This window comes from Morganella sp. HMSC11D09, from assembly GCF_001807955.1.
Taxonomy (GTDB): Bacteria; Pseudomonadota; Gammaproteobacteria; order Enterobacterales; family Enterobacteriaceae; genus Morganella; species Morganella morganii.
The window spans coordinates 302,507-327,927 of sequence record NZ_KV791696.1 but is presented as its reverse complement, the minus strand read 5'-3'; the positions used below and the strand labels follow the sequence as shown (position 1 = coordinate 327,927).

General features: G+C 53.6%; 21 protein-coding genes. 17 read left to right on the top strand and 4 right to left on the bottom strand.

What is annotated here, in order from left to right; genetic code table 11:
• Positions 1-88: 88 nt before the first annotated feature.
• Both pta and HMPREF3119_RS13110 read right to left on the bottom strand, forming a co-directional pair.
• A complete protein-coding gene (gene pta / locus HMPREF3119_RS13115; protein WP_004239858.1) occupies positions 89-2,236 on the bottom strand; it encodes a phosphate acetyltransferase in 2,148 nt (715 codons plus the stop codon).
• A 72-nt stretch (positions 2,237-2,308) separates the two neighbouring features.
• On the bottom strand, positions 2,309-3,511 hold the full coding sequence (locus HMPREF3119_RS13110) for an acetate kinase (RefSeq protein ID WP_004235141.1): 1,203 nt from the start codon (positions 3,509-3,511) through the stop codon (positions 2,309-2,311).
• A 367-nt stretch (positions 3,512-3,878) separates the two neighbouring features.
• Here HMPREF3119_RS13110 and yfbV point away from each other — a divergent pair, with 367 nt between their 5' ends.
• From yfbV to HMPREF3119_RS13090, 4 genes are all read left to right on the top strand, one after another.
• Complete coding sequence (gene yfbV, locus HMPREF3119_RS13105; RefSeq protein ID WP_004235143.1) at positions 3,879-4,334, top strand: terminus macrodomain insulation protein YfbV; 456 nt, start codon at positions 3,879-3,881, stop codon at positions 4,332-4,334.
• A 214-nt stretch (positions 4,335-4,548) separates the two neighbouring features.
• Complete coding sequence (locus HMPREF3119_RS13100; RefSeq protein ID WP_004235144.1) at positions 4,549-5,043, top strand: YfbU family protein; 495 nt, start codon at positions 4,549-4,551, stop codon at positions 5,041-5,043.
• Positions 5,044-5,073: 30 nt separating this feature from the next.
• Positions 5,074-5,742 carry a sugar phosphatase gene (locus HMPREF3119_RS13095; protein WP_070579972.1) on the top strand — a complete coding sequence of 223 codons (669 nt, stop codon included), beginning with the start codon at positions 5,074-5,076 and terminating at the stop codon, positions 5,740-5,742.
• Positions 5,743-5,858: 116 nt separating this feature from the next.
• Positions 5,859-7,688 (top strand): SLC13 family permease, encoded by a 1,830-nt coding sequence (locus HMPREF3119_RS13090; RefSeq protein ID WP_015422780.1) that lies wholly within the window; start codon positions 5,859-5,861, stop codon positions 7,686-7,688.
• 32 nt (positions 7,689-7,720) lie between these two features.
• Here the strand turns inward: HMPREF3119_RS13090 and yfbR are convergent, their stop codons facing one another.
• Positions 7,721-8,302 carry a 5'-deoxynucleotidase gene (gene yfbR, locus HMPREF3119_RS13085; RefSeq protein WP_004235147.1) on the bottom strand — a complete coding sequence of 194 codons (582 nt, stop codon included), beginning with the start codon at positions 8,300-8,302 and terminating at the stop codon, positions 7,721-7,723.
• A gap of 114 nt (positions 8,303-8,416) precedes the next feature.
• Positions 8,417-9,631, bottom strand: coding sequence for a pyridoxal phosphate-dependent aminotransferase (locus tag HMPREF3119_RS13080; RefSeq protein WP_004235148.1), 1,215 nt, complete (start codon positions 9,629-9,631; stop codon positions 8,417-8,419).
• A 740-nt stretch (positions 9,632-10,371) separates the two neighbouring features.
• Here HMPREF3119_RS13080 and hexA point away from each other — a divergent pair.
• The 13 genes from hexA to nuoM all read left to right on the top strand — a co-directional run bounded on the left by hexA (position 10,372) and on the right by nuoM (position 25,416).
• Positions 10,372-11,283, top strand: coding sequence for a transcriptional regulator HexA (hexA, locus tag HMPREF3119_RS13075; protein WP_004235149.1), 912 nt, complete (start codon positions 10,372-10,374; stop codon positions 11,281-11,283).
• A gap of 678 nt (positions 11,284-11,961) precedes the next feature.
• Positions 11,962-12,408, top strand: a complete 447-nt coding sequence (locus tag HMPREF3119_RS13070; RefSeq protein WP_004235150.1) for an NADH-quinone oxidoreductase subunit A — start codon at positions 11,962-11,964, stop codon at positions 12,406-12,408.
• An 18-nt stretch (positions 12,409-12,426) separates the two neighbouring features.
• The gene (locus HMPREF3119_RS13065) at positions 12,427-13,101 is read left to right on the top strand and encodes a NuoB/complex I 20 kDa subunit family protein (RefSeq protein ID WP_004235152.1); all 675 of its coding nucleotides are present in this window, start codon (positions 12,427-12,429) and stop codon (positions 13,099-13,101) included.
• A gap of 78 nt (positions 13,102-13,179) precedes the next feature.
• Complete coding sequence (gene nuoC / locus HMPREF3119_RS13060) at positions 13,180-14,976, top strand: NADH-quinone oxidoreductase subunit C/D (protein ID WP_036406509.1); 1,797 nt, start codon at positions 13,180-13,182, stop codon at positions 14,974-14,976.
• A gap of 2 nt (positions 14,977-14,978) precedes the next feature.
• A complete protein-coding gene (gene nuoE / locus HMPREF3119_RS13055) occupies positions 14,979-15,527 on the top strand; it encodes an NADH-quinone oxidoreductase subunit NuoE (RefSeq protein WP_004235157.1) in 549 nt (182 codons plus the stop codon).
• Complete coding sequence (gene nuoF, locus HMPREF3119_RS13050) at positions 15,524-16,876, top strand: NADH-quinone oxidoreductase subunit NuoF (protein ID WP_070579970.1); 1,353 nt, start codon at positions 15,524-15,526, stop codon at positions 16,874-16,876. The genes nuoE and nuoF overlap by 4 nt, the downstream gene beginning before the upstream one ends.
• Before the next feature lie 49 nt (positions 16,877-16,925).
• Positions 16,926-19,658 carry an NADH-quinone oxidoreductase subunit NuoG gene (gene nuoG, locus HMPREF3119_RS13045; RefSeq protein WP_070579968.1) on the top strand — a complete coding sequence of 911 codons (2,733 nt, stop codon included), beginning with the start codon at positions 16,926-16,928 and terminating at the stop codon, positions 19,656-19,658.
• Positions 19,655-20,632 carry an NADH-quinone oxidoreductase subunit NuoH gene (nuoH, locus tag HMPREF3119_RS13040; protein ID WP_036417753.1) on the top strand — a complete coding sequence of 326 codons (978 nt, stop codon included), beginning with the start codon at positions 19,655-19,657 and terminating at the stop codon, positions 20,630-20,632. Before nuoG ends, nuoH begins: the two co-directional genes overlap by 4 nt.
• A gap of 14 nt (positions 20,633-20,646) precedes the next feature.
• A complete protein-coding gene (gene nuoI, locus HMPREF3119_RS13035) occupies positions 20,647-21,189 on the top strand; it encodes an NADH-quinone oxidoreductase subunit NuoI (protein WP_024473345.1) in 543 nt (180 codons plus the stop codon).
• Between the two features lie 13 nt (positions 21,190-21,202).
• Positions 21,203-21,739, top strand: coding sequence for an NADH-quinone oxidoreductase subunit J (gene nuoJ, locus HMPREF3119_RS13030; protein ID WP_004235166.1), 537 nt, complete (start codon positions 21,203-21,205; stop codon positions 21,737-21,739).
• Positions 21,736-22,038 carry an NADH-quinone oxidoreductase subunit NuoK gene (nuoK, locus tag HMPREF3119_RS13025; RefSeq protein WP_004235168.1) on the top strand — a complete coding sequence of 101 codons (303 nt, stop codon included), beginning with the start codon at positions 21,736-21,738 and terminating at the stop codon, positions 22,036-22,038. Before nuoJ ends, nuoK begins: the two co-directional genes overlap by 4 nt.
• A complete protein-coding gene (nuoL, locus tag HMPREF3119_RS13020) occupies positions 22,035-23,876 on the top strand; it encodes an NADH-quinone oxidoreductase subunit L (protein ID WP_070579966.1) in 1,842 nt (613 codons plus the stop codon). The genes nuoK and nuoL overlap by 4 nt, the downstream gene beginning before the upstream one ends.
• Before the next feature lie 19 nt (positions 23,877-23,895).
• A complete protein-coding gene (gene nuoM, locus HMPREF3119_RS13015) occupies positions 23,896-25,416 on the top strand; it encodes an NADH-quinone oxidoreductase subunit M (RefSeq protein WP_024473343.1) in 1,521 nt (506 codons plus the stop codon).
• Positions 25,417-25,421 lie beyond the last annotated feature (5 nt).

The window sequence follows — 25,421 nt, the reverse complement described above, 5'->3', positions numbered from 1 at the left end:
AGGCGGTTTTTTTGACAGGATGCATAAAAAAATCCCGGCGGGGAAACCCGGCCGGGATTATGGTCTGTAACTTTTCAGTCAGCAGAACTTATTTTTTCTTCGCTTCGTCCTGCGCTGCCTGAATAGCAGTCAGTGCGATGGTGTATGCGATATCGTCAACTAACGCACCACGGGACAGGTCGTTAACCGGTTTGCGCATACCCTGCAGCATTGGTCCGATAGAGACCAGGTCTGCTGAACGCTGAACCGCTTTGTAAGTGGTGTTACCGGTGTTCAGGTCAGGGAAGATGAAGACGTTTGCTTTACCCGCAACCGGAGAGTTTGGTGCTTTGGTTTTCGCAACGTCAGCCATCACGGCGGCGTCGTACTGTAACGGACCGTCGATGCACAGGTCAGGACGTTTTTCCTGAGCAATGCGGGTCGCTTCGCGGACTTTCTCAACATCGTCACCCTGGCCGGAGGTCCCGGTAGAGTAAGAGATCATCGCAACACGCGGGTCGATACCGAATGCTTTCACAGAGTCAGCAGACTGAATTGCGATTTCTGCCAGCTGTTCAGGGTTCGGATCCGGGTTGATTGCACAGTCACCGTAAACCAGCACTTCTTCAGGCATCAGCATGAAGAACACGGAAGATACCAGTGAGCTGCCCGGTGCAGTTTTGATTAACTGTAACGGCGGACGAATGGTGTTCGCAGTGGTGTGAACCGCACCGGAAACCAGACCGTCAACTTTATCCTGCTCCAGCATCATTGTACCCAGTACAACGTTGTCCTGTAACTGCTCGCGGGCAACGACTTCGGTCATGCCTTTGTTTTTACGCAGTTCAACCAGACGCGGAACATACAGCTCGCGGATGTCAGCCGGGTTAACCAGCTCGATACCGGTGCCCAGAGTCACGCCCTGTGCAGCTGCCACGCGGCGGATTTCTTCCGGATCGCCTAACAGTACGCAGGTCGCCAGACCACGTTCAGCACAGATAGCGGCGGCTTTGATAGTACGCGGCTCATCACCTTCAGGCAGGACAACGCGTTTTTTCGCTTTGCGTGCCAGTTCGGTTAACAGGTAACGGAATGCCGGTGGTGACAGACGGTTCGGACGCTCTGAATCCGCAACCAGGGAATCGATCCATTTGGTATCGATGTGGCTTGCCACGTAGTTCTGAACCAGTTCAATGCGCTCACGGTCATCAGCAGGGACTTCCAGGCTGAAGCTTTGCAGGTTCAGAGAGGTCTGCCAGGTGTTGGTGTTCACAGTGAAGATTGGCAGGCCGGTTTCGAACGCACGTTCGCACAGTTTGGCAATGCTGTCGTCGATTTCATAACCGCCGGTCAGCAGGATCGCACCGATTTCCACGCCGTTCATCGCAGCCAGGCAGGCAGAAACCAGCACGTCAGGACGATCAGCAGAGGTCACCAGCAGAGAACCGGGACGGAAGTGCTCCAGCATATGAGGAATGCTGCGTGCACAGAAAGTCACAGATTTCACACGGCGGGTTTTGATGTCGCCTTCGTTGATGATTTTCGCGCCCAGGTGGTTCGCCATGTCGATTGCACGGGTGGCAATCAGTTCGAAGTTCCACGGTACACTGCCGACAACCGGCAGAGGCAGGGATTTCAGATCATCCGCGCTCAGGTGAGCGATAGTGGCTTTGGATGAATCATCAAAAATTTCAGACAGATCAGGACGGGTACGGCCCTGCTCATCAACCGGAGCGTTAACTTTGTTAACGATCACACCGGCGATGTTGGTGTTTTTATGGCCACCGAATTCATTGCGGATCAGTTCCAGACGCTCTTTGATTTCCGCTGCGGTGTCATTGCCCGGTGCTGTCACGAACACGATTTCCGCACCCAGAGTCTGGGCGATATCGTAGTTCAGGGACTGAGCATGCGGGTAGTTGCGGGTCGGTACCAGGCCTTCGATCAGGATCACTTCCGCACCCTGAGTATGCTCGTGGTAACGGGCAACGATTTCTTCCATCAGAATATCTTTCTGATTGGTGGTCAGCATGGTTTCCACATAATCCATATCCAGCGGCTCGGCCATCTTCAGGGAAGAGTGAGCGCGTAAGATCTGGGTGGTCTGATCTTCAATACCTGCACGGCGCGGCTGTGCAACCGGTTTGAAGAAACTCAGGCTGACGCCTTTTTGTTCCATTGAGCGGACAACCCCGAGGCTGACGCTGCTTAAGCCGACACTGGTGCCGGTAGGAATGAGGATAATAGTACGGGACACATGAACCTCTTATTTTTTCACAATTCGGTGTTCAAAATAAATCCGCCGGCGGGGGCCGGCGGAGAGCAAAGATTATGCAGTCAGACGGGCTGCATCCTGTGCGATGACTAATTCTTCGTTAGTCGGGATCACCAGGGCAATGCTGCTGTCGTCAGTGGTGATTTTGCCTGCGTTACCGAAACGGGCAGCCAGGTTACGTTCGTGATCCAGTTTGAAGCCCAGCAGAGCCAGTTTTTCCAGGGTGTGTTCACGAACCATCGCTGCGTTTTCACCGATACCGCCGGTGAAGATGATCGCATCCAGACGGCCTTCCATCAGGGTTGCATAACCACCGACGTATTTCGCCAGACGGTGGCAGAATACGTTCATTGCACGGGTCGCATCAGCTTGTTTACCGTAGTTTTCTTCAACATAACGGCAGTCGCTGGTGACTTCAGTCAGACCCTGCAGGCCGGATTCTTTGGTCAGCATTTTGTTGATTTCTTCAACGCTCATGCCCATTGAATCATGCAGGTGGAAAATGATAGCCGGGTCGATATCACCGGAACGGGTACCCATGACCAGACCTTCCAGCGGAGTCAGACCCATAGAGGTGTCCACGCACTCGCCGTTAACGATAGCTGCAACAGAACCACCGTTGCCTAAGTGGCAGGTGATTACGTTCAGTTCTTCAACCGGTTTGTTCAGCATTTTAGCTGCTTCACGGCTGACGAAGTAGTGGCTTGTACCGTGGAAACCATAGCGGCGGATACCGTGGTCTTTGTACAGGCTGTACGGCAGGGCATACAGGTAAGCTTCTTCAGGCATGGTCTGATGGAAAGCGGTATCGAAAACACCAACGTTTTTATCAGCCAGGTGAGGGAAGGCTTTCAGTGCTTCTTCCACGCCTAACAGGTTAGCCGGGTTGTGCAGAGGAGCAAAGGCAGAGCACTCTTCCATTGCCTTGATAACTTCGTCAGTGACGATAACAGAGTGAGCAAATTTCTCACCGCCGTGAACCAGACGGTGGCCGATGCAGCCGATCTGTGCGGACAGCTCAGGTTTGTCGCCCATGATATCTTTCACGATGAAACGCAGTGCTTCGCTGTGAGCAGCGCCCGCGCCTAATTGTGCTTCGTGTTTAGCACCATCCATTTTCCACTTGATACGTGCTTCCGGCAGGTTAAAGCATTCTGCCAGACCCGTCAGATATTCATCACCAGTTGTAGGGTCAATGATCGCAAATTTCAGTGAAGAACTACCGCAGTTAAGTACCAGTACCAGCTTACTTGACATGGAATTACCTATAATCTTGTTGTGGATAAGTCTTATGTATTAAGACAGTGGTTAAAACGTAATCTAACTAAGCGTAGCGCAATATTTCAGCGCCGTTCATGATTAACATCATGCAATTTTTATATTGAACGATAAATCATCGCTGCAATCTGTTGTCTGAGGCCTGCTGGCGTAAAAACACACATTTTGCCCTTGAAAAAGGCGGCATCAGACAAAATAATTAACTCAGGATTATTTCACCGTGATTAAACGGGCGTAGCATACCCGCAGATGACAGCAATTTCAAAATATACTTAATCCTACAAAAATATTTTGACTGAATGTAGCCATATTTTAATTATTATGTTTTTTATTGATTGAGGTCATAATGCCTGATAACACACCGGCAAAACCGGGTCTGTTCCGCGCACTGCGTCTCGGTAAACGTTACGCCGCCACCTGGCCGGCCGCGAAACAGCTCGCCCCGGTTTTCCCGGAGAATCGTGTCATAAAATCGACACAGTTCGGTATCCGTTTTATGCCGCCGCTGTCGGTGTTTACCCTGACATGGCAGATAGCCCTCGGCGGGGCATTAGGTCCCGCAGTCGCCACCGCACTGTTTGCCTGCTCGCTGCCGCTGCAGGGGTTATGGTGGCTGGGACGGCGCGCCGCCACGCCTTTACCGGCCGGGCTGCTCAGCTGGTTTTACGAAATCCGTGCAAAATTTGCCGAAGCCGGGATTGCGATTGCGCCGGTTGAAGGCACACCGGATTATATGGCACTGGCCGAGTTACTGAAACGCGCTTTTAAGCAGCTGGATAACTCTTTTCTGGATGACCTGTAAGTTGCGCTGTTTTCCGCCCGGTTATGCGGGCGGAAGAACCCCTTCCTTTATTAATCGATTCAGCTTCTGTAACCCCCTGTTTTTCCTCTCCGTATAATTACCCGGGCGAAATTCCCCGCTGAGATCAAAAAAGGTGTGTATTTCACTATCTTATAGATTTGAGTAATGCGATGATTCTGACCATACCCCGGATTACTTTTTCAGGAGATACACCATGGAAATGACCAACGCACAACGCCTTATCCTCTCTAACCAGTATAAAATGATGGCTATGCTGGATCCGGATAATGCCGAGCGCTACCGCCGCCAGCAGACTATTATTGAGCGCGGCTTCGGGCTGCAGATGCGCGAACTGGATCGCGATTTCGGCGAGCTGCCGGAAGAAATCTGCCGCCGTGTGATTGATATGATGGAAATGTACCACGCACTGCGTATCTCCTTCGACAACCTGAAAGAAGCAAAAGATATCGACCCGCGCCGTATCCACTTCTTAGGTTTTGATGCGGCGACCGAAGCACGTTATTTAAGTTATGTGCGTTTTCTGGTAAATACGGAAGGGCGTTATACCCACTTTGACAGCGGCAGCCACGGCTTTAACTCCCAGACGCCGATGTGGGATAAATATGTCCGTATGCTGGGTGCATGGCATAACTGCCCGCGCCAGTATCACCTGAGTGAAGTGGAAATTAATCAGATCCTTAACGCATAATATTCCGGTATCCGTAACGGCGAGGCACGCATGGCACTGACTGCAAAAGGTTTTTTGTTTGATCTGGACGGCACACTGGCCGATTCCCTGCATGTGGTGGAGCGTGCCTGGCTGGCGTTTGCCCGCCGTATCGGTGCGGATGAGGATGAAGTAAAACATTTTATTCACGGCAAACCGGCGGTTGAGTCCATCCGCCATTTTCTGCCGGATGCGGATGAGAATGAAATCGCCGCGCAACTGGCGTGGGTGACAGAGCAGGAGATCAGGGAGAGTGATCAGGTCACGGATCTGCCCGGGGAGCAGGTACTGCTGGCGCGTCTGACCTCCCTTGATATTCCGTGGGCAATAGTCACCTCCGGTTCTGTGGCTATTGCCCGTCCGCGGCACAGTGCGGCAAATCTGCCGGAGCCGGATGCCTGGGTGACGGCGGATAATATCACCCGCGGCAAACCGGATCCGCAGCCCTATCTGCTGGGCGCGGAAAAGCTGGGGCTGGCGCCGCGCGACTGTTTTGTGTTTGAGGATGCCACCGCCGGTCTGCTCTCCGGGCTGGATGCCGGTTGTCAGGTAATTGCCGTGCATGTTCCTGCCGGAACACCGCGCACGGATGAACTGGCTATGCGGGTGGATTCACTGACAGAAATTGAGGTTGAGAAAGCGGCGGACGGTACGGTAACACTGACCCGCCGTCCCGGCTGACAGCCGGAACACCGCTGCACAGCACCGATCAGACGATGAGGGAAAACGGGCTGTGCGTTAACAAAAACGATGAGACAGGATGTTCGCTGTCCGGGCATTGACGAAAGAGGACGTTGGTGAATACGGAACTCGTGTGGGTGCTGACCCTGCTGTTTATCGCCATTGTTTTATTTACCACCAACAAAGTCCGGATGGATGTTGTGGCGTTGCTGGTGATCACCGCTTTCGTACTGAGTGGTACGCTGACGGTTAATGAGGCCGTCGCCGGTTTCAGCGACCCCAATATTCTGCTGATTGCCGCCCTGTTTGTGATCGGGGAAGGGCTGGTGCGTACCGGGGTTGCCTATCAGATGGGTGACTGGCTGGTGCGGGTGGCCGGTTCCGGTGAAACCCGCCTGCTGGTCTTCCTGATGGTCAGTGTTGCCGGGCTCGGCGCGTTTATGAGTTCGACCGGCGTGGTGGCTATTTTTATCCCTGTCGTGCTCAGTGTCTCCGCACGTATGAAAATCTCCCCCTCGCGGCTGATGATGCCGCTCGGCTTCGCCGGGCTTATCAGCGGCATGATGACTCTGGTGGCAACACCGCCGAACATGGTGGTGAACAGTGTCCTGGAAATGGAAGGCATCAAAGGCTTTAACTTCTTCTCGATTACCCCTGTCGGATTACTGATCCTGCTGGCCGGTGTCGGCTATATGCTGATTGCCCGCCACTGGCTGGGCAGCAAACAGCCGGAGAAAGCAGGGGACAATGTACGGCGTACCTTTCGTGATCTTATCCGTGACTACAAACTGAGTGGCCGTGCGCGGCGTCTTGCTGTGCGTAACGGCTCACCGCTGATCGGTAAAACGCTGGATGAACTGCATCTGCGTACCCGCTACGGTGCCAACGTGGTGGGGATTGAGCGCTGGCGGCGTTTCCGGCGGGTGATGGTCGGCGCGACCGGCGGTATGGAGCTGCGTGACCGTGATGTACTGCTGATAGATATGTCTGCCAGTGATATGGATTTACGCGAATTTTGTGCCGAGCAGATGCTGGAGCCGATGATCCTGCGCGGTGAGTATTTTTCCGAACACTCCCGGAACGTGGGCATGGCGGAAGTCTCCCTGAACCCGGAAAGTGAGCTTATCGGCAAAAGTCTGCGGGATATCGGCTTTCGTACCCGTTACGGGCTGAATGTGCTGGGTCTGCGCCGGGGCGGGGCCGCCCTTGACGGCAACATTGTGGATGAGCCGCTGCAGCTCGGGGATATCCTGCTGGTGGTCGGGGACTGGAAAATTATCCGTGTGCTGGCCACCAAACGGCGTCACTTTATTGTGCTCAACCTGGCGGCGGAAGCGGAGGCGGTGGTACCGGCCGCATCCCAGGCACCGCATGCGCTGTTTTGTCTGGCACTGATGGTGGCGATGATGGTCACCAATGAAATCCCGAATTTTATCGCGGCACTGATTGCCTGTCTGCTGATGGGGAAATTCCGCTGTATCGATATGGAAAGTGCTTACCGGTCAATCCACTGGCCGAGCATCATTCTGATTGTCGGGATGATGCCGTTTGCGCTGGCATTACAGAAAACCGGTGGTATCACGCTGATTGTCAGCGGGCTGATGGACGTGGCCGGTGATCTGGGCCCGCATGTTATGCTGACAGCCCTGTTTGTGCTGTGTGCGACTATAGGGCTGTTTATCTCGAATACCGCGACAGCGGTTCTGATGGCGCCGATTGCTATCCAGGCAGCGCATGAAATGCAGGTTTCGCCGCTGCCGTTTGCAATGGTGGTGGGTGTGGCGGCATCCGCTGCCTTTATGACACCGGTTTCCTCCCCGGTAAACACGCTGGTGCTCGGGCCGGGGAATTACACCTTCGGGGATTTCGTCAAAATCGGTGTGCCGTTTACGCTGGTGGTTATGGCAATCAGTATCGCGGTGATCCCGTTACTCTTTCCGTTCTGACGGTGTGCCCTGATGAAAGCACAGTTGCCCGGTTACTGGCTGATTTCATCCAGTGACAGACTGAATCCCGGAATAAACACGTCGCGGAAATAGTCCATTTCCGGGCTGCGGCGTTCTTCCAGCGTTTTTTCCAGCCGCGCTTTCGCCAGATGAAACTCGGTATTACCCGCACCAATCTCTTCCAGACACTTGAGATAGGCACACAGGGCATCGGCCTGTTTGACGATTGCCGCATCTTCCGGTGAATGCGCGTCTTCATCAATCAGCGGAGCAAAATCCGCCTGTAACTCTTCAGGGATCATGGCAATCAGTTTCTTTTGCGCCATGCGCTCAATTTTTTTGTACTCATGAGCTATCTGCGGATTGTAATACTTGATAGGTGTCGGCAGGTCGCCGGTAATCACTTCACTCGCATCATGGTACATCGCCAGCAGGGCAATTTTTTCCGGATTGAGTGTGCCGCCGAATTTGCGGTTTTTAATCACGGCCAGTGCATGTGCCACAAACGCCACCTGAAGGCTGTGTTCAGAGACGTTTTCCTGAATCACATTGCGCATCAGCGGCCAGCGGGTGATCAGTTTCAGACGGGAAAGGTGGGCAAAAAAGTAACTCATAGACAACATTCCTGGCAGCAATCTGTTGATAACAAGAGCGGATATTCTGCGGTGTTCCGGGCGGGATGTAAATAAAAACGGCTTCCCGGGGGAAGCCGCTGACAGCAGAAACGATTACTGACGGTAGTGAGAGAGGAAACGCCCGAAGCGGTTAATCGCCATCTCCAGGTCATCCTCACGCGGCAGTGTCACTATACGGAAGTGGTTCGGTTCCGGCCAGTTAAAGGCAGTACCCTGTACCAGCAGTACTTTTTCCTGTAACAGCAGGTCGAGGATCATCTTCTGGTCATCGTGAATATTAAAGCGCTTGGCATCAAATTTCGGGAACATATAGAGTGCGCCCATCGGTTTGACACAGGAGCAGCCCGGTATCTGGTTAATCAGTTCCCAGGCTTTGTTGCGCTGTTCATACAGGCGGCCGCCCGGATGAATAAACTCATTGATGCTCTGGTACCCGCCGATTGCGGTCTGGATAGCATGCTGCATCGGCACGTTGGCACACAGACGCATGGACGCGAGCATTTCCAGCCCTTCAATATACCCTTTGGCGTGTTTCTTCGGCCCGTTCAGGACCATCCAGCCCTGGCGGAAACCGGCGATACGGTAGGTTTTTGACAGGCCGTTGAAAGTGACGGTCAGCAGATCCGGCGCCATCGCGGCGATAGAGTGGTGGACGGCATCGTCATACAGAATTTTGTCGTAGATTTCGTCAGCAAAAATGATCAGGTCATTCTGACGGGCGAGTTCGACAATCTCCTGTAACAAATCTTTGCTGTAAACAGCCCCGGTCGGGTTGTTCGGGTTAATCACCACAATACCGCGGGTGCGCGGGGTGATTTTCTTTTTGATGTCCTCAATGTCCGGCATCCAGCCCTGTTCTTCGTCGCACATATAGTGGACGGCAGTACCGCCGGAGAGGGAGACCGCACCGGTCCATAACGGGTAATCCGGTGCCGGTACCAGCATTTCATCACCGTTATTCAGCAGCGCCTGCATGGACTGCACAATCAGTTCAGAAACCCCGTTACCGATATAGACATCTTCCACCGTCATATCGCGCATGCCGCGTTCCTGGTAGAACTGGACAATGGCTTTACGGGCGGAATAGAGGCCTTTTGAATCGCTGTAACCCTGGGAGCTTGGTAAATTACGGATAACATCAACCAGAATTTCGTCCGGGGCATCAAAACCAAACGGCGCCGGGTTACCGATATTCAGTTTGAGAACTTTCTGGCCTTCCTCTTCGAGACGTTTAGCCTCTTTGAGCACCGGCCCGCGAATGTCGTAACAGACATTATCGAGTTTGCTGGATTTCTTTATTATATTCATCTGTTCAGGACCTTAGCGCGTTAATCTTATATTTTATCAGGTAAAACCCGTTATAACCCACTCTACTCTTACCGTACGGGGTTTTGAAGACAGTAAACGTCTTTTGGTTAAAAACAACAGGATTTGTTTTGGAAAGGATCGGGAGTGCCGGTTAATCATTGATATGGCGGAGTATAATGCCTGATATTGTGATTAATTCAGAGCTTACAACTGGTAGGAGGAGGGGGTATTGAGTTTTGTAAAGTTATCTATCGGAAGATCATAATTGGTAAAGTAATACAGTGTTTTTACTAAATAGTCAGCAGTTGTTGAAATTGTATAATCTTTTCTTATATATTAAACCCTGATGCTGGTAATTATTAGTAGTATAACTAATAGGATTTTACGGCATAATGTGGTTTTCAGAGTATTTGACCTTAAAGTTGCAGAATAATCGGGTTTATATTGCAGCAAGGCTTATTGGCAGCATGCATTTTCGTCAGTTACAAATTGTCTTATTTCGTAATATTCGGAAAACAGTGTTGTAAGATACGAAAAATTTGTGTGTTTGTATAGCAGGTCTGCTGTTTTAGTATGCAGCATTACATAATGGAGTTACTCACAGTTACGTATTTTTGTTAGTGTTAGTTATGTTTTACTCTACCCTGATGTATAGGGTAATGTCTTCGTTGGCGAAGCAATTTTTCACGCCAATAAACACCAGGTAGTTATTAAAAATCAAAATTAGTGAAGAAAAAACAATGATAAATTCAAACCGTCCAGTGTTAAACCTGGATCTCGATCTGCTGCGGACGTTCGTGGCAGTCGCGGATCTGAACACCTTCGCAGCGGCAGCTGCGGCAGTATGCCGCACCCAGTCTGCCGTCAGTCAGCAAATGCAGCGTCTCGAGCAGCTTGTCGGGCGCGAACTGTTTGCGCGTCATGGTCGTAACAAATTACTGACCGACCATGGGTTACAACTGTTAGGTTACGCCCGTCAGATCCTGCGGGCAAATGATGATGCCACCGCATCACTGGCATACAACGACGCAGAAGGGGAGTTACGCATCGGTGCATCCGATGATTCCGTTGACTCACTGCTGCCTTTCTTACTCAACCGTATTGCATCGGTATACCCGCGTATGGCAGTTGATGTCCGCATCAAACGCAGCCAGTACATTGAAGGTATGCTGGATAATCACGAGATTGACCTGGCGCTGACCACTGCGCGTATTGCCCATCACCCGCGTACTGCTTTGCGTACCGCGCCGGTGCTGTGGCACTGTGCGCCGGATTTCCAGTTACAGCCTAATGAGCCGATTCCGCTGGTGGTGATGGACGAAACCAACCCGTTCCGTCATCTCGCGGCTGAAACCCTGGATGAGGCAGGGGTGCAGTGGCGGATTGCTTACGAGGCGGCATCACTTTCTGCTGTCCGCGCAGCAGTGAATGCCGAAGTCGGGATCACAGCCCGTCCGCTGGAAATGCAGAATGCCGACCTGCGTATTCTGAGCGTCAGCGAAGGGCTGCCGCGTCTGCCGGAAATTCAGTACTGGTTATACCGCAACAGTGACGAGCAGAGCGAGTCAGTGCTGACGGTGTATCAGGCCATTGAAAACAAGAAGACACCGTATACTGTCACACCGGTTGACGATGACAAAACAGCGGAGTAACGCTGTCATAATCTGACGCCTGACTGACATAATTTGTGACAGTCAGACACACAGCCGGGGGATCATTTCCCCCGGCTTTTTTGTATCCTCTCCCCCTTACGCGGAAATATCATATAAATGTTAACAGCATCACGCCGTGTTCAGGTTTTTGATGCCGTTTTAAGCGCCGCATCGCAGTTTTGTTTACTTGTTTGTTACAATGTTAACAAAACGCATGTTCTGTGATTGCCAAAATTAACAGTGCTCATTACATTGCAATAAAACTTTGTTAAAAACCTGACCTGTTTTCTCAGGTTTTAAGAAACGGTTATGAATTAATCATTTGTTAAATAATTTTCAGCCAAACTGTGATTGAGATCAAAAATATTGCCCCTGTTTGCCGATGGAAAGACAGGTTTTTCCTGAGATAATGGGTTAGTAAAAGCGATGTATCCGTTAATATAATAAAGTTAATTTTCAATTTAGTTACTTACTGACACGTTTTAGCGATAAAGTCGCACAACGGGTTAATCTTAAGTTGACGGTTTGTAATAAAATTGGGAAGAGCGGGGAACAATCCGGGTTACCGGCTTTCTCATCACGATAAGTGTTGTATCCGCCACTGAGTTGTTCCTCTCGTGTGTCGCTGTGGTGCTGTATGCAGGTACGGCAGGCAACACCACCTTTAATGAGTAAGCAATGAGTATGTCAACAGCCACTGAAGTTCTGGCCCATAACTGGGCATTTGCCATCTATCTTTTAGGTGCTCTCGGGTTATGTGCATTTATGTTGCTGGGCGCCCGTTATCTCGGGGGCCGTGCAAAAGCACGCGCCAAACATCTCCCTTACGAATCAGGTATTGACTCGGTCGGCAGCGCACGTCTGCGGATGTCTGCAAAGTTCTACCTGGTTGCCATGTTTTTCGTGATTTTCGATGTTGAAGCCTTATACCTTTTCGCCTGGTCTGTTTCGGTCAGAGAATCGGGCTGGATAGGGTTCACCGAAGCCGCGATCTTTATTCTGGTGTTATTGGCAGGTCTTTTCTATCTGGCACGTATCGGCGCGCTGGACTGGACTCCTGCACGTTCGCGCCGCGAGGTGAAACACCCGAGCGTTGTGAACAAAATCAATAACAATCAACCGTAGTCAATAGTGAGGCACAAGATGGATTATACGCTCACCCGCATCGATCCAAACGGTGAGAATGACCGTTATCCCCTGCAAAAACAAGAGGTTGTTAGTGACCCGCTTGAGCAGCACGTTCACCGCAGCGTGTATATGGGGAAACTCGAGCATGCATTACACGATATGGTTAACTGGGGCCGTAAAAACTCCCTGTGGCCGTATAACTTCGGTCTTTCCTGCTGTTATGTAGAGATGGTGACCTCCTTTACGGCGGTGCACGACGTTGCCCGTTTCGGTGCGGAAGTGCTGCGTGCCTCCCCGCGTCAGGCGGACTTTATGGTTGTGGCCGGAACCTGCTTTACCAAAATGGCCCCGGTTATTCAGCGCCTGTATGACCAGATGCTGGAACCGAAATGGGTTATCTCCATGGGCTCCTGTGCCAACTCCGGCGGTATGTATGACATTTATTCTGTCGTGCAGGGCGTGGATAAATTCATTCCGGTGGATGTGTATATCCCGGGCTGCCCGCCGCGTCCTGAAGCCTATATGCAGGCACTGATGCTGTTACAGGAATCTATCGGAAAAGAGCGCCGCCCGCTGTCGTGGGTGGTGGGTGATCAGGGCGTTTACCGCGCCAATATGCAGTCAGAAAAAGAACGAAAACGCGGTGAACGGATTGCAGTGACCAACCTGCGCTCCCCGGACGAAATTTAAGGCTTTCGGGCCACCGGGCGCAATATTTGCAATGTGTTGCGTCCATTGAACCCTGAACAACTGTTGTGGTGAAGAATGATGACAGAAAGTAATACGCAGACCGCACAGCGTCCCGCGTGGCAGACTCACGATTACCTGGATGATCCGGTAATTGAGGAGCTGCGCCGTAAGTTCGGTCCTGACGCATTTACGGTTCAGCCGACACGTACCGGGATGCCGGTCGTCTGGGTGAAGCGTGAGCAGCTTCTGGAAGTACTGTTTTATCTTAAATCGCTGCCGAAACCGTATGTGATGCTGTTCGATCTGCACGGGACGGATGAGCGCCAGCGCACCCATCGCGAAGGTCTGCCGGCGGCGGACTATTCCGTGTTTTATCACCTGATTTCCATTGAGCGTAACCGCGATATCATGCTCAAGGTGGCGCTGAGTGAAAACGACCTGCATGTGCCGACGGTGATTTCCGCATTCCCGAATGCAAACTGGTATGAGCGTGAAACCTGGGAAATGTTCGGTATCATTATCGACGGACACCCGAATCTGCGCCGTATTATGATGCCGCCGACCTGGGAAGGGCATCCGCTGCGTAAAGATTACCCGGCGCGGGCAACGGAATTTGATCCGTTTGTCCTGACCAAACAGAAAGAAGATCTGGAAATGGAGGCGCTGACCTTCAAACCGGAAGAGTGGGGCATGAAACGCGGCAACGAGAACGAGGACTTTATGTTCCTGAACCTCGGCCCGAACCACCCGTCTTCTCACGGTGCTTTCCGTATCATCCTTCAGCTTGACGGTGAAGAGATTGTCGATTGTGTGCCGGATATCGGCTACCACCACCGTGGTGCGGAAAAAATGGGCGAGCGCCAGTCCTGGCACAGCTACATTCCGTACACTGATCGTATCGAATACCTCGGCGGCTGCGTCAACGAGATGCCGTATGTGCTGGCGGTGGAAAAACTGGCGGGGATTGAAGTTCCGGCACGTGTGGATGTGATCCGCGTGATGCTGTCAGAACTGTTCCGTATTAACAGTCACCTGCTGTATATCAGTACATTTATTCAGGATACCGGGGCGATGACGCCGGTCTTCTTTGCCTTTACCGATCGCCAGAAAGTTTATGATGTGGTGGAAGCCATTACCGGTTTCCGTATGCATCCGGCCTGGTTCCGTATCGGCGGCGTGGCACACGATCTGCCGAAAGGCTGGGATCGCCTGCTGCGTGATTTCCTCGACTGGATGCCGAAACGTCTGGAATCCTATGTCACTGCCGCACTGAAAAACTCCATCCTCAAAGGCCGTTCCGTCGGTGTGGCCGCTTACAACGCGAAAGAAGCCCTCGACTGGGGTGTGACCGGTGCCGGTCTGCGCGCCACCGGGATTGATTTCGACGTGCGTAAATGGCGTCCGTATTCCGGCTATGAAAATTTCGATTTTGAAGTGCCTGTTGCCGCTAACGGCGACTGCTATGACCGCGTGATGCTGAAAGTGGAAGAAGTGCGCCAGAGTCTGCGCATTCTGGAACAGTGTCTGAAAAACATGCCGGAAGGGCCGTTCAAGGCGGATCACCCGCTGACCACGCCGCCGCCGAAAGAGCGCACGTTACAGCACATTGAAACCATGATTAACCACTTCCTCCAGGTGTCATGGGGTCCGGTGATGCCGGCTCAGGAATCTTTCCAGATGATTGAGGCCACGAAAGGGATTAACAGTTACTACCTGACCAGTGACGGCAGCACCATGAGTTACCGTACCCGAATCCGTACACCAAGTTATGCCCATCTGCAGCAGATCCCGTCGGTGATCAGCGGCAGCCTGGTCTCTGACCTGATTGTGTACCTCGGAAGTATCGATTTCGTTATGTCGGATGTGGATCGCTGATTATGCAAGAACTGAACCCTGAAGCAAAAAAAGCACTGCAAGGCGCAGTGAATGCGGCGCAGCCAGCCGGAAAACAGCCTGATTTTGTGCTGAGTGACGAAGAGCGCGCCGAAATCGAAGCGGAAAAACACCATTATGAAGATCCGCGTGCCGCCTCTATCGAAGCACTGAAAATTGTGCAGAAGCACCGTGGCTGGGTGGAAGACGGCGCGATTTACGCCATCAGCGATGTGCTGGGCATTCCGGCGAGTGATGTGGAAGGTGTGGCGACATTCTACAGCCAGATCTACCGTCAGCCGGTCGGCCGTCATGTGATCCGTTACTGTGACAGCGTGGTGTGCCACATCACCGGTTACCAGGGGATCAAGGCCGCACTCGAGCGCAAACTGAATATTCAGCCGGGACAGACAACCGCCGACGGCCGCTTTACGCTGCTGCCGACCTGCTGCCTCGGAAACTGTGACAAAGGGCCGACCATGATGGTTGATGAAGATACCCACAGTCACGTTACGCCTGAAGCCATTGAAACGTTACTGGAGCAGTATCCATGACAGTGAAAACGGTTTGCCGTACTGCGGAAACGCATCCTCTCACCTGGCGGTTGCGCGACGACCATCAGCCGGTGTGGCTGGATGAATACCGCAGTAAAAACGGTTATGCGGGGGCGGAACGCGCCCTGAAAGGCATGGCACCGGATGAGATCACAAATCTTGTCAAAGATGCGGGTCTGAAGGGCCGCGGCGGTGCGGGGTTCTCCACGGGTCTGAAGTGGAGCCTGATGCCGAAAGACGAGAGCATGAATATCCGTTACCTGCTGTGTAACGCCGACGAAATGGAACCGGGTACCTACAAAGACCGGCTCCTGATGGAACAACTGCCGCACCTGCTGGTGGAAGGGATGCTGATCAGCGCCTTCGCCCTGAAAGCATACCGGGGCTATATTTTCCTGCGCGGCGAGTACATTGAGGCAGCGAAACATCTGCGTCATGCCATTGAAGAAGCGAAAGCCGCCGGTCTGCTGGGGAAAAATATCCTCGGCAGCGGGTTTGATTTTGAGCTGTTTGTGCACACCGGTGCCGGGCGTTATATCTGCGGGGAAGAAACCGCACTGATTAACTCCCTGGAAGGCCGCCGCGCCAATCCGCGCTCCAAACCGCCGTTCCCGGCCAGTTCCGGGGTCTGGGGTAAACCGACCTGTGTCAACAACGTCGAAACCCTGTGTAACATACCGGCGATTCTGGCACACGGCAAAGAGTGGTATATCGGTCTGAGTGAAGGTAAAAGCACCGATGCCGGTACCAAACTGATGGGCTTTTCCGGCCGCGTGAAAAATCCGGGTGTCTGGGAACTGCCGTTCGGCACCACCGCCCGTGAAATCCTTGAGGATTACGCCGGGGGCATGCGCGACGGACTGACTTTAAAAGCCTGGCAGCCGGGTGGTGCGGGAACCGACTTTCTGACACAGGATCACCTTGATTTACCGATGGATTTTGAGCACGTCGGCAAAGCGGGCAGCCGTCTGGGAACGGCGCTGGCAATGGCGGTGGACAATGAAATCAACATGGTGTCACTGACCCGTAACCTCGAAGAGTTTTTCGCCCGTGAATCCTGCGGCTGGTGTACACCGTGCCGTGACGGACTGCCGTGGAGCGTGAAAATTCTGCGCGCAATAGAAAAAGGGGAAGGCCAGCCGGGAGACATTGAGACATTAGAGCAATTATGTCGTTTCCTGGGACCGGGTAAAACCTTCTGCGCACACGCGCCGGGCGCGGTAGAGCCGTTACAGAGTGCGATCAAATATTTCCGTGATGAATTTGAAGCGGGGATCGTACAGCCGGTTTACGGCAACGTGCAGACCATTGCCGGGATCCAGCCGAACCTGCTGAAGCAGCGCTGGTGATCCCTTACGGATTTTCGTTTAACGCCTGCATAGCAGGCCTTTTGGAAGCATGCTGACTATGGCTACAATACATGTAGACGGCAAAGAATATGAAGTCGACGGCGCGGATAACCTGCTGCATGCCTGTCTTTCGCTCGGACTTGATATTCCGTATTTTTGCTGGCATCCGGCGCTGGGAAGCGTCGGCGCTTGCCGCCAGTGTGCGGTAAAGCAATATCAGAATGCCGATGACACCCGTGGTCGTCTGGTAATGTCATGTATGACACCGGCACAGGACGGCACCTTTATCTCGATTGATGATGAAGAAGCCAAAAAGTTCCGGGAAAGTGTGGTGGAATGGCTGATGACCAACCATCCGCACGATTGTCCTGTCTGTGAAGAGGGCGGTAACTGCCATCTTCAGGATATGACCGTCATGACCGGGCATTCAGTGCGCAAATACCGCTTCACAAAACGTACTCATCAGAATCAGGAGCTGGGGCCGTTTGTTGCACATGAAATGAACCGCTGTATCGCCTGTTACCGTTGTGTCCGTTACTACAAAGATTATGCGGACGGTACAGATTTCGGGGTTTACGGCGCACACGACAACGTGTACTTCGGGCGTCCGGAAAGCGGCACGCTGGAAAGTGAATTCTCCGGTAACCTGGTGGAAATTTGTCCGACCGGGGTCTTTACCGACAAAACCCACTCTGAACGTTATAACCGCAAATGGGATATGCAGTTTGCACCGAGCGTCTGCCAGCAGTGCAGCGTCGGCTGTAACATCAGCCCGGGCGAGCGTTACGGCGAACTGCGCCGTATCGAAAACCGTTATAACGGTACCATCAACCATTACTTCCTGTGCGACAAAGGCCGCTTCGGTTACGGTTATGTCAACCGTAATGACCGTCCGCGTCAGCCGCAGCAGCGCCGTGGTGATGACTGGATCACCATCAATGCGGAGCAGGCGGAACGTGCCGCAGCAGATATGCTGTATCACGCGAAACGCACCATCGGTATCGGTTCGCCGCGTGCCAGTGTGGAAAGCAACTTTGCACTGCGTGAACTGGTCGGGGCGGAAAACTTCTTCAGCGGCCTGTCCGCCGGTGAACAGCACCGTCTGGAAATGATGCTGGAAATCTTACAGCAGGGCGGTATCTATACCCCGTCACTGCGTGAGATGGAAAACTATGATGCCGTGCTGGTGCTGGGTGAAGATCTGACTCAAACCGCTGCCCGTGTGGCACTCTCTGTCCGTCAGGCCGTGAAGGGCAAAGCCCGCGAAATGGCCGCAGCACAGAAAGTGGCGGACTGGCAGATTGCCGCTATCCAGAATATCGGTCAGCGTGCGAAATACCCGCTGTTTGTCACGGCGGTGGATACCACCCGTCTGGCAGATGTGGCGGCACTGCACTACAACGCGCCGGTGGATGACCAGGCGCGTCTGGGCTTTGCTGTTGCTAATATCATTGATAACACCGCGCCGGCAGTCACGGATTTACCTGCGGATGTGAAAGCACAGGCTGAAATGATTGCACAGGCGCTGAACGGTGCGAAAAAACCGCTGATTATCAGCGGCAGCAATCCGGGCAGTGATGCACTGATTCAGGCGGCGGCAAACGTGGCCTGGGCACTGAAAGATAAAGGTATTGACGCCGGGCTGACCTTTGTCGGCGCGGAAGCCAACAGCTTTGGTGCCGCCATGACAGAAGCGCAGCCGCTGGATAAAGCACTGGCTCTGCTGGCAGACGGCAGCGCGGATACCGTGGTGGTGATGGAAAACGACCTTTACCGCCATGCGGATAAAGCCGCTGTTGACCGTGCGCTGGATGCAGCAGCAAATGTGATTGTGCTGGATCATCAGCGCACTGACATTATGGATAAGGCTTCGCTGATCCTCTCCGCCAGCAGTTTTGCGGAAAGTGACGGTACACTCATCAACCACGAAGGCCGCGCACAGCGCTTCTTCCAGGTCTATGAGCCATCCTTCTACGACAAATCCATCATTATGCATGAAAGCTGGCGCTGGCTGACTGCCCTGTACAATGACCTCAATGAAAACACCCGTGACTGGTCACAGCTGGATCATGTGATTGATGCCTGCATTGAACAGATGCCGCACCTGGCCGGGATCAAAGATGCCGCACCGGATGCTGCATTCCGTATCCGCGGACAGAAACTGGCCCGTGAGCCGCACCGCTACAGCGGGCGTACCGCGATGCTGGCGAATGTCAGTGTGCACGAGCAGCGTCAGCCGCAGGACAAAGACACGGCGTTTGCCTTCTCGATGGAAGGGAACAACAGCCCGTCAGCACCGCGTCAGCAAATTCCGTTTGCCTGGGCGCCGGGCTGGAACTCACCGCAGGCATGGAACAAATTCCAGGCGGAAGTGGGTGGTCATCTGCGTTTCGGTGATCCGGGTGTGCGTCTGTTCAGCGAAAAAGACGGCGGTATGGATTACTTCAGTACCATTCCGGCGGCATTTGCGCCGCAGCAGAATGTCTGGACGGTTGCGCCGTATTATCACCTGTTCGGCAGTGAGGAATTATCACAGCGGGCACCAGTGATTCAGGAACGTATGACGGACAGCTATGTGATGTTAAATGCACAGGATGCACAGCAACTGAATGTGGCGGAAGGTCAGATTCTGTCGGTACAGCTGACTGACGGCGCACTGACACTGCCGGTGCGTATCAGCACACAGCTGACAGCCGGACAAATCGGTCTGCCGCTGGGTATGCCGGGCATTTCGCCGGTACTGGCGGGTGCGGCGGTTAATCTGCAGGAGGTGGCACAATGAGCAGCTGGTTTACACCTGAATTAATCGATGTGCTGATTAATGTTCTCAAAGCCGTTGTGATCCTGCTGGTGGTTGTAACCTGCGGTGCCTTTATGAGTTTCGGTGAACGCCGCCTGCTGGGGCTGTTCCAGAACCGCTACGGGCCGAACCGTGTGGGCTGGGGCGGGTCGCTCCAGCTGGTCGCGGACATGATCAAAATGTTCTTTAAAGAGGACTGGACACCGAAATTCGCTGACCGCTTTATCTTCACCCTGGCGCCGATGGTGGCATTCACCTCGCTGCTGCTGGCCTTTGCGATTGTACCGGTCAGCCCGGACTGGGTGGTGGCGGATCTCAATATCGGGATCCTGTTCTTCCTGATGCTGGCGGGACTGGCGGTATATGCTGTTCTGTTCGCGGGCTGGTCGAGTAACAACAAATACTCACTGCTCGGCGCAATGCGTGCCTCGGCGCAGACGGTCAGTTATGAAGTGTTCCTCGGACTCTCGGTTCTGGGTGTGGTGGCGCAGGCGGGTTCCTTTAACCTGCTGGATATCGTCAACTCCCAGACCACAGTCTGGAACGTTATTCCGCAGATTTTCGGCTTTATCACCTTTGCGATTGCGGGCGTGGCAGTGTGTCACCGTCACCCGTTTGACCAGCCGGAAGCTGAGCAGGAACTGGCGGACGGTTATCACATTGAATATTCGGGGATGAAGTTCGGTCTGTTCTTCGTCGGGGAATATATCGGTATCGTGACAGTTTCCGCCCTGATTGTGACGCTGTTCTTCGGGGGCTGGCACGGACCATTCCTGCCGCCGTTTGTCTGGTTCGCGCTGAAAACCGCTTTCTTTATGATGATGTTTATCCTGATCCGTGCGTCGCTGCCGCGACCGCGTTATGACCAGGTGATGTCATTCGGCTGGAAAGTATGTCTGCCGCTGACACTGATAAACCTGCTGGTGACAGCAGCCGTGATCCTGATAGCTCAATAAGGGGTGATTGAACCATGACATTGAAAGAGTTAGTGGTTGGTTTCGCCACCCAGGTACGCAGTATTTGGATGATAGGGCTTCATGCCTTCCATAAACGCGAAACCCAGATGTACCCGGAAGAGCCGGTTTACCTGCCGCCGCGCTACCGAGGCCGGATTGTGCTGACGCGCGACCCGGACGGTGAGGAGCGCTGTGTCGCCTGTAACCTGTGCGCCGCGGTATGTCCGGTCGGCTGTATCTCTCTGCAGAAAGCAGAACATGAGGACGGCCGCTGGTATCCGGAATTTTTCCGCATCAACTTCTCACGCTGCATTTTCTGCGGATTATGCGAAGAAGCCTGCCCGACCACCGCAATCCAGCTGACGCCGGATTTCGAACTGGGTGAGTTTAAGCGCCAGGATCTGGTGTATGAAAAAGAAGATTTATTAATCTCCGGTCCGGGTAAATATCCTGACTATAACTTCTATCACAAAACCGGGATGGCGGTTGCGGGCAAAGCCAAAGGCGAAGCCGACAACGAAGCCAGGCCGATTGATGTGAAAAGTCTGCTGCCATAAGGGGAGAAAATCCATGGAAATTACCTTTTATGTCGCCGGACTGATCGCCATTCTGGCTACGCTGTGTGTGATCACACAGACCAATCCGGTGCATGCGCTGCTGTATCTGATCACCTCGCTGTTGGCACTCTCTGCGGTCTTCTTTGCTCTCGGCGCCTATTTCGCCGGGGCACTGGAGATTATCGTCTACGCAGGTGCCATCATGGTGCTGTTCGTGTTTGTGGTGATGATGCTCAACCTCGGGCGGGCGGTTGTCGACCAGGAACGCAAATGGCTGTCCCCGTCTGTCTGGATGGGGCCGGGCCTGCTCTCGGCAGTTCTGCTCGGCGTGATGATTTACGGCATCAGCTCTCTGAAAGATAACGGTATCGCCGGTGAGGTGGTTACCGCAAAACAGGTGGGTATCAGTCTGTTCGGCCCGTATGTTCTGGTGGTTGAACTGGCCTCCTTCCTGCTGCTGGCGGGTCTGGTGGTGGCATACCACATCGGGCGTGACGAAAAAGCGGGCGGCGATATTGTCAGTCAGCGCAACACGGAGGAAAAAGCATGATCCCTCTGCACCACGGATTAATTCTCGCGGCTGTGCTCTTCATCCTCGGTTTCACCTGTCTGGTGATCCGCCGCAATCTGCTGTTTATGCTGATTGGTCTGGAAGTGATGATTAACGCGGCGGCTCTGGCGTTTGTCGTCGGCGGCAGCTACTGGAACCAGCCGGACGGACAGGTGATGTATATCCTGGCCATCAGTCTGGCGGCGGCTGAAGCGAGTATCGGGCTGGCACTGTTGCTGCAATTGCATCGTCAGCGTCAGGATCTGGATATTGATAAAGTCAGTGAGATGCGCGGATGAACTTACTCTTTTTAACCATTTTGCTGCCGCTGATTGGCTTTCTGTTATTAGCCTTTTCACGCGGCCGCTGGTCAGAAAATGTGTCAGCCACCATCGGCACCGGTTCGGTGGGACTGGCGGCACTCACAGCGCTGTGGGCGGGGATGGATTTCTTCGCTAACGGCGGCGGGGTGTATCAGCAGACACTGTGGACATGGATGGATACCGCTTCCTTCTCCATCCCGGTTATCCTGGTGCTGGACGGCCTGTCGCTGACCATGCTGGGTGTGGTCACAGGTGTCGGTTTCCTGATCCACATGTATGCCTCCTGGTATATGCGCGGTGAAGAGGGCTATTCCCGCTTCTTCGCCTACACCAACCTGTTTATCGCCAGTATGGTGATTCTGGTGCTGGCCGATAATATGCTGCTGATGTACCTCGGCTGGGAAGGGGTGGGGCTGTGCAGTTATCTGCTGATCGGCTTCTATTACACCAACCCGGCCAACGGCGCAGCGGCAATGAAAGCCTTTATCGTCACCCGTATCGGTGATGTGTTCCTGGCGATCGGCATGTTTATCCTGTGGGATAAACTGGGCACCCTGAGCTTCCGTGAACTGGCGGTTCTGGCTCCGCAGCATATTGCGGCCGGTTCTGACCTGATTTTCTGGGCGACTCTGATGATCCTCGGCGGTGCGGTCGGTAAATCCGCGCAGTTACCACTCCAGACCTGGCTTGCGGACGCAATGGCCGGTCCGACACCGGTTTCGGCACTGATCCACGCCGCAACCATGGTAACCGCGGGTGTGTATCTGATTGCCCGTACCCATGAGCTGTTCCTGTTATCACCGGAAGTGCTGCATTTAGTCGGCGTGGTCGGTGCTGTCACCCTGGTGATGGCCGGTTTTGCCGCGCTGGTGCAGACGGATATCAAACGTGTTCTTGCCTACTCCACCATGAGCCAGATTGGTTATATGTTCCTGGCACTCGGTGTGCAGGCGTGGGATGCGGCGATTTTCCACCTGATGACCCATGCATTCTTCAAAGCCCTGTTATTCCTGGCCTCCGGCTCGGTGATCCTGGCCTGCCACCACGAGCAGAACATCTTTAAGATGGGCGGACTGCGGAAAAAAATTCCGTTTGTCTATCTCTGCTTCCTGGTGGGTGGTGCCGCACTGGCCGCACTGCCGCTCATCACCGCCGGTTTCTACAGTAAAGATGAAATTCTGTGGGGTGCGGTGGTTCAGGGTCAGAACCCGCTGTTTATCGCCGGTCTGGTCGGTGCCTTTATGACATCGCTCTATACCTTCCGGATGATTTTCATCGTGTTCCACGGCAAAGAGCATACACAGGCGCATGCGGTGAAAGGCTTTACCCATACTTTCCCGTTACTGGTGCTGATGGTGCTCTCCACTGCAGCCGGTGCCTTTATCCCGCAGCCGCTGCACGGTGTGTTCCCGGCGGAAACCCTTACCGGTTCTGCTGACGGCAAACTGACTACCGAAATTATTTCCGGTGTGGTTGCTGTAGCGGGGATTGTGCTGGCCGCAATGCTCTGGCTGGGCCGTCGTACGCTGGTGACAGCGGTTGCGAATTCCGCGCCGGGACGTTTCTTCTCGGCCTGGTGGTTCCGCGCATGGGGCTTTGATGACCTGTATGATGCGATTTTTGTTAAGCCGTTCAAAGCGGTGGGCTGGTTGCTGCAGAGTGACCCGCTGAACAGCCTGATGAATCTGCCTGCGCTGTTTGCCCGCTGGAGTAACAAAGGACTGAGCCTGAGTGAAAACGGACAGGTCCGCTGGTATATCGCCTCTATGGGGCTGGGTGCAGTGCTGGTTCTCGCTCTGCTGTTTTTGGTTTAAATAAGGGACACATTGCGCCATGCTATTACCCTGGCTGATTTTACTTCCCTTCATCGGCGGCCTGCTGTGCTGGCAGGCTGAGCGCTTCGGCACAAAGCTGCCGCGCTGGATCGCGCTGCTGGCGATGGGGATCACGTTATTTCTTTCTCTGTATCTGTGGATGCAGGGGAACTACAGCTTAGTTAACCCGAAAGGCGTTCCGGACTGGCAGGAGCAGTATTTCCTGGAGTGGATCCCGCGTTTCGGTATCAATATTCATCTGGCTCTGGATGGTCTGTCGCTGCTGATGGTGGTGCTGACCGCGCTGCTCGGCCTGCTGGCTATCCTCTGTTCCTGGGGTGAAAACCAGCCGTATCAGGGCTTCTTCCATCTGAACCTGCTGTGGATCCTCGGCGGTGTGATGGGCGTGTTCCTGGCGATGGATCTTTTCCTGTTCTTCTTCTTCTGGGAAATGATGCTGGTGCCGATGTACTTCCTGATCGCACTGTGGGGACACAGTGGTTCCGACGGCAAAACCCGTATCGGGGCGGCAACCAAGTTCTTCATCTACACCCAGGCGAGTGGTCTGGTGATGCTGATTGCCATTATGGCACTGGCGATTGTTCATCATAACGCCACCGGCCAGTGGAGCTTCGCGTATGAAGATCTGCTGAACACGCCGATGAGTTACGGTGTGCAGTATATGCTGATGCTGGGCTTCTTTATCGCGTTTGCGGTCAAGATGCCGGTGGTTCCGCTGCACGGCTGGCTGCCGGATGCACACAGTCAGGCGCCGACAGCAGGTTCTGTCGACCTGGCGGGTATTCTGCTGAAAACCGCTGCTTATGGTCTGCTGCGTTTCAGTCTGCCGCTGTTCCCGGAAGCCTCTGCGGACTTCACACCAATTGCCATGTGGCTGGGTGTCGTCGGTATCTTCTACGGCGCGTGGATGGCGTTCAAACAGACGGATATCAAGCGTCTGATCGCCTACACCAGCGTGTCGCATATGGGCTTTGTGCTGATTGCGATTTACTCGGCGAGTATGCTGGCGTATCAGGGTGCGGTGGTGCAGATGATTGCACACGGTCTGTCTGCGGCGGGTCTGTTTATTCTGTGCGGTCAGTTATATGAGCGCCTCGGCACCCGTGATATGCGCCAGATGGGCGGTCTGTGGAAGCGGATTAAATTCCTGCCTGCGCTGTCACTGTTCTTTGCGGTGGCAACGCTCGGGATGCCGGGCACCGGTAACTTCGTCGGTGAATTCATGATCCTGTTCGGCAGCTTCGGCAGCTACACCCTGATCACCGTGATTTCCTCGGCAGGTCTGGTGTTTGCCTCTGTTTACGCACTGTGGATGATGCAGCAGGCGTATTACGGTGCACCGAAGTCGGAAGAGCCAATCGCGGGCATGAATCTGCGTGAATTTTCCATCGTGATGCTGCTGGTGGTCTTACTGGTGATTCTGGGTGTTTACCCGCAGCCGGTGCTGGATACCTCGTCAGCGGCGATGGCAAACATTCAGCAGTGGTACACTGCTTCAATTTCAAATACAGGGTTGTAACGCGC

Bases quoted from the DNA above. Each gene is read 5' to 3' on its own strand.
- HMPREF3119_RS13110 (WP_004235141.1), bottom strand. From the start codon at position 3,511: ATGTCAAGTAAGCTGGTACTGGTACTTAACTGCGGTAGTTCTTCACTG.
- yfbV (WP_004235143.1), top strand. From the start codon at position 3,879: ATGCCTGATAACACACCGGCAAAACCGGGTCTGTTCCGCGCACTGCGT.
- HMPREF3119_RS13100 (WP_004235144.1), top strand. From the start codon at position 4,549: ATGGAAATGACCAACGCACAACGCCTTATCCTCTCTAACCAGTATAAA.
- HMPREF3119_RS13095 (WP_070579972.1), top strand. From the start codon at position 5,074: ATGGCACTGACTGCAAAAGGTTTTTTGTTTGATCTGGACGGCACACTG.
- yfbR (WP_004235147.1), bottom strand. From the start codon at position 8,302: ATGAGTTACTTTTTTGCCCACCTTTCCCGTCTGAAACTGATCACCCGC.
- HMPREF3119_RS13080 (WP_004235148.1), bottom strand. From the start codon at position 9,631: ATGAATATAATAAAGAAATCCAGCAAACTCGATAATGTCTGTTACGAC.
- hexA (WP_004235149.1), top strand. From the start codon at position 10,372: ATGATAAATTCAAACCGTCCAGTGTTAAACCTGGATCTCGATCTGCTG.
- HMPREF3119_RS13070 (WP_004235150.1), top strand. From the start codon at position 11,962: ATGAGTATGTCAACAGCCACTGAAGTTCTGGCCCATAACTGGGCATTT.
- HMPREF3119_RS13065 (WP_004235152.1), top strand. From the start codon at position 12,427: ATGGATTATACGCTCACCCGCATCGATCCAAACGGTGAGAATGACCGT.
- nuoC (WP_036406509.1), top strand. From the start codon at position 13,180: ATGACAGAAAGTAATACGCAGACCGCACAGCGTCCCGCGTGGCAGACT.
- nuoE (WP_004235157.1), top strand. From the start codon at position 14,979: ATGCAAGAACTGAACCCTGAAGCAAAAAAAGCACTGCAAGGCGCAGTG.
- nuoF (WP_070579970.1), top strand. From the start codon at position 15,524: ATGACAGTGAAAACGGTTTGCCGTACTGCGGAAACGCATCCTCTCACC.
- nuoG (WP_070579968.1), top strand. From the start codon at position 16,926: ATGCTGACTATGGCTACAATACATGTAGACGGCAAAGAATATGAAGTC.
- nuoH (WP_036417753.1), top strand. From the start codon at position 19,655: ATGAGCAGCTGGTTTACACCTGAATTAATCGATGTGCTGATTAATGTT.
- nuoI (WP_024473345.1), top strand. From the start codon at position 20,647: ATGACATTGAAAGAGTTAGTGGTTGGTTTCGCCACCCAGGTACGCAGT.
- nuoJ (WP_004235166.1), top strand. From the start codon at position 21,203: ATGGAAATTACCTTTTATGTCGCCGGACTGATCGCCATTCTGGCTACG.
- nuoK (WP_004235168.1), top strand. From the start codon at position 21,736: ATGATCCCTCTGCACCACGGATTAATTCTCGCGGCTGTGCTCTTCATC.
- nuoL (WP_070579966.1), top strand. From the start codon at position 22,035: ATGAACTTACTCTTTTTAACCATTTTGCTGCCGCTGATTGGCTTTCTG.
- nuoM (WP_024473343.1), top strand. From the start codon at position 23,896: ATGCTATTACCCTGGCTGATTTTACTTCCCTTCATCGGCGGCCTGCTG.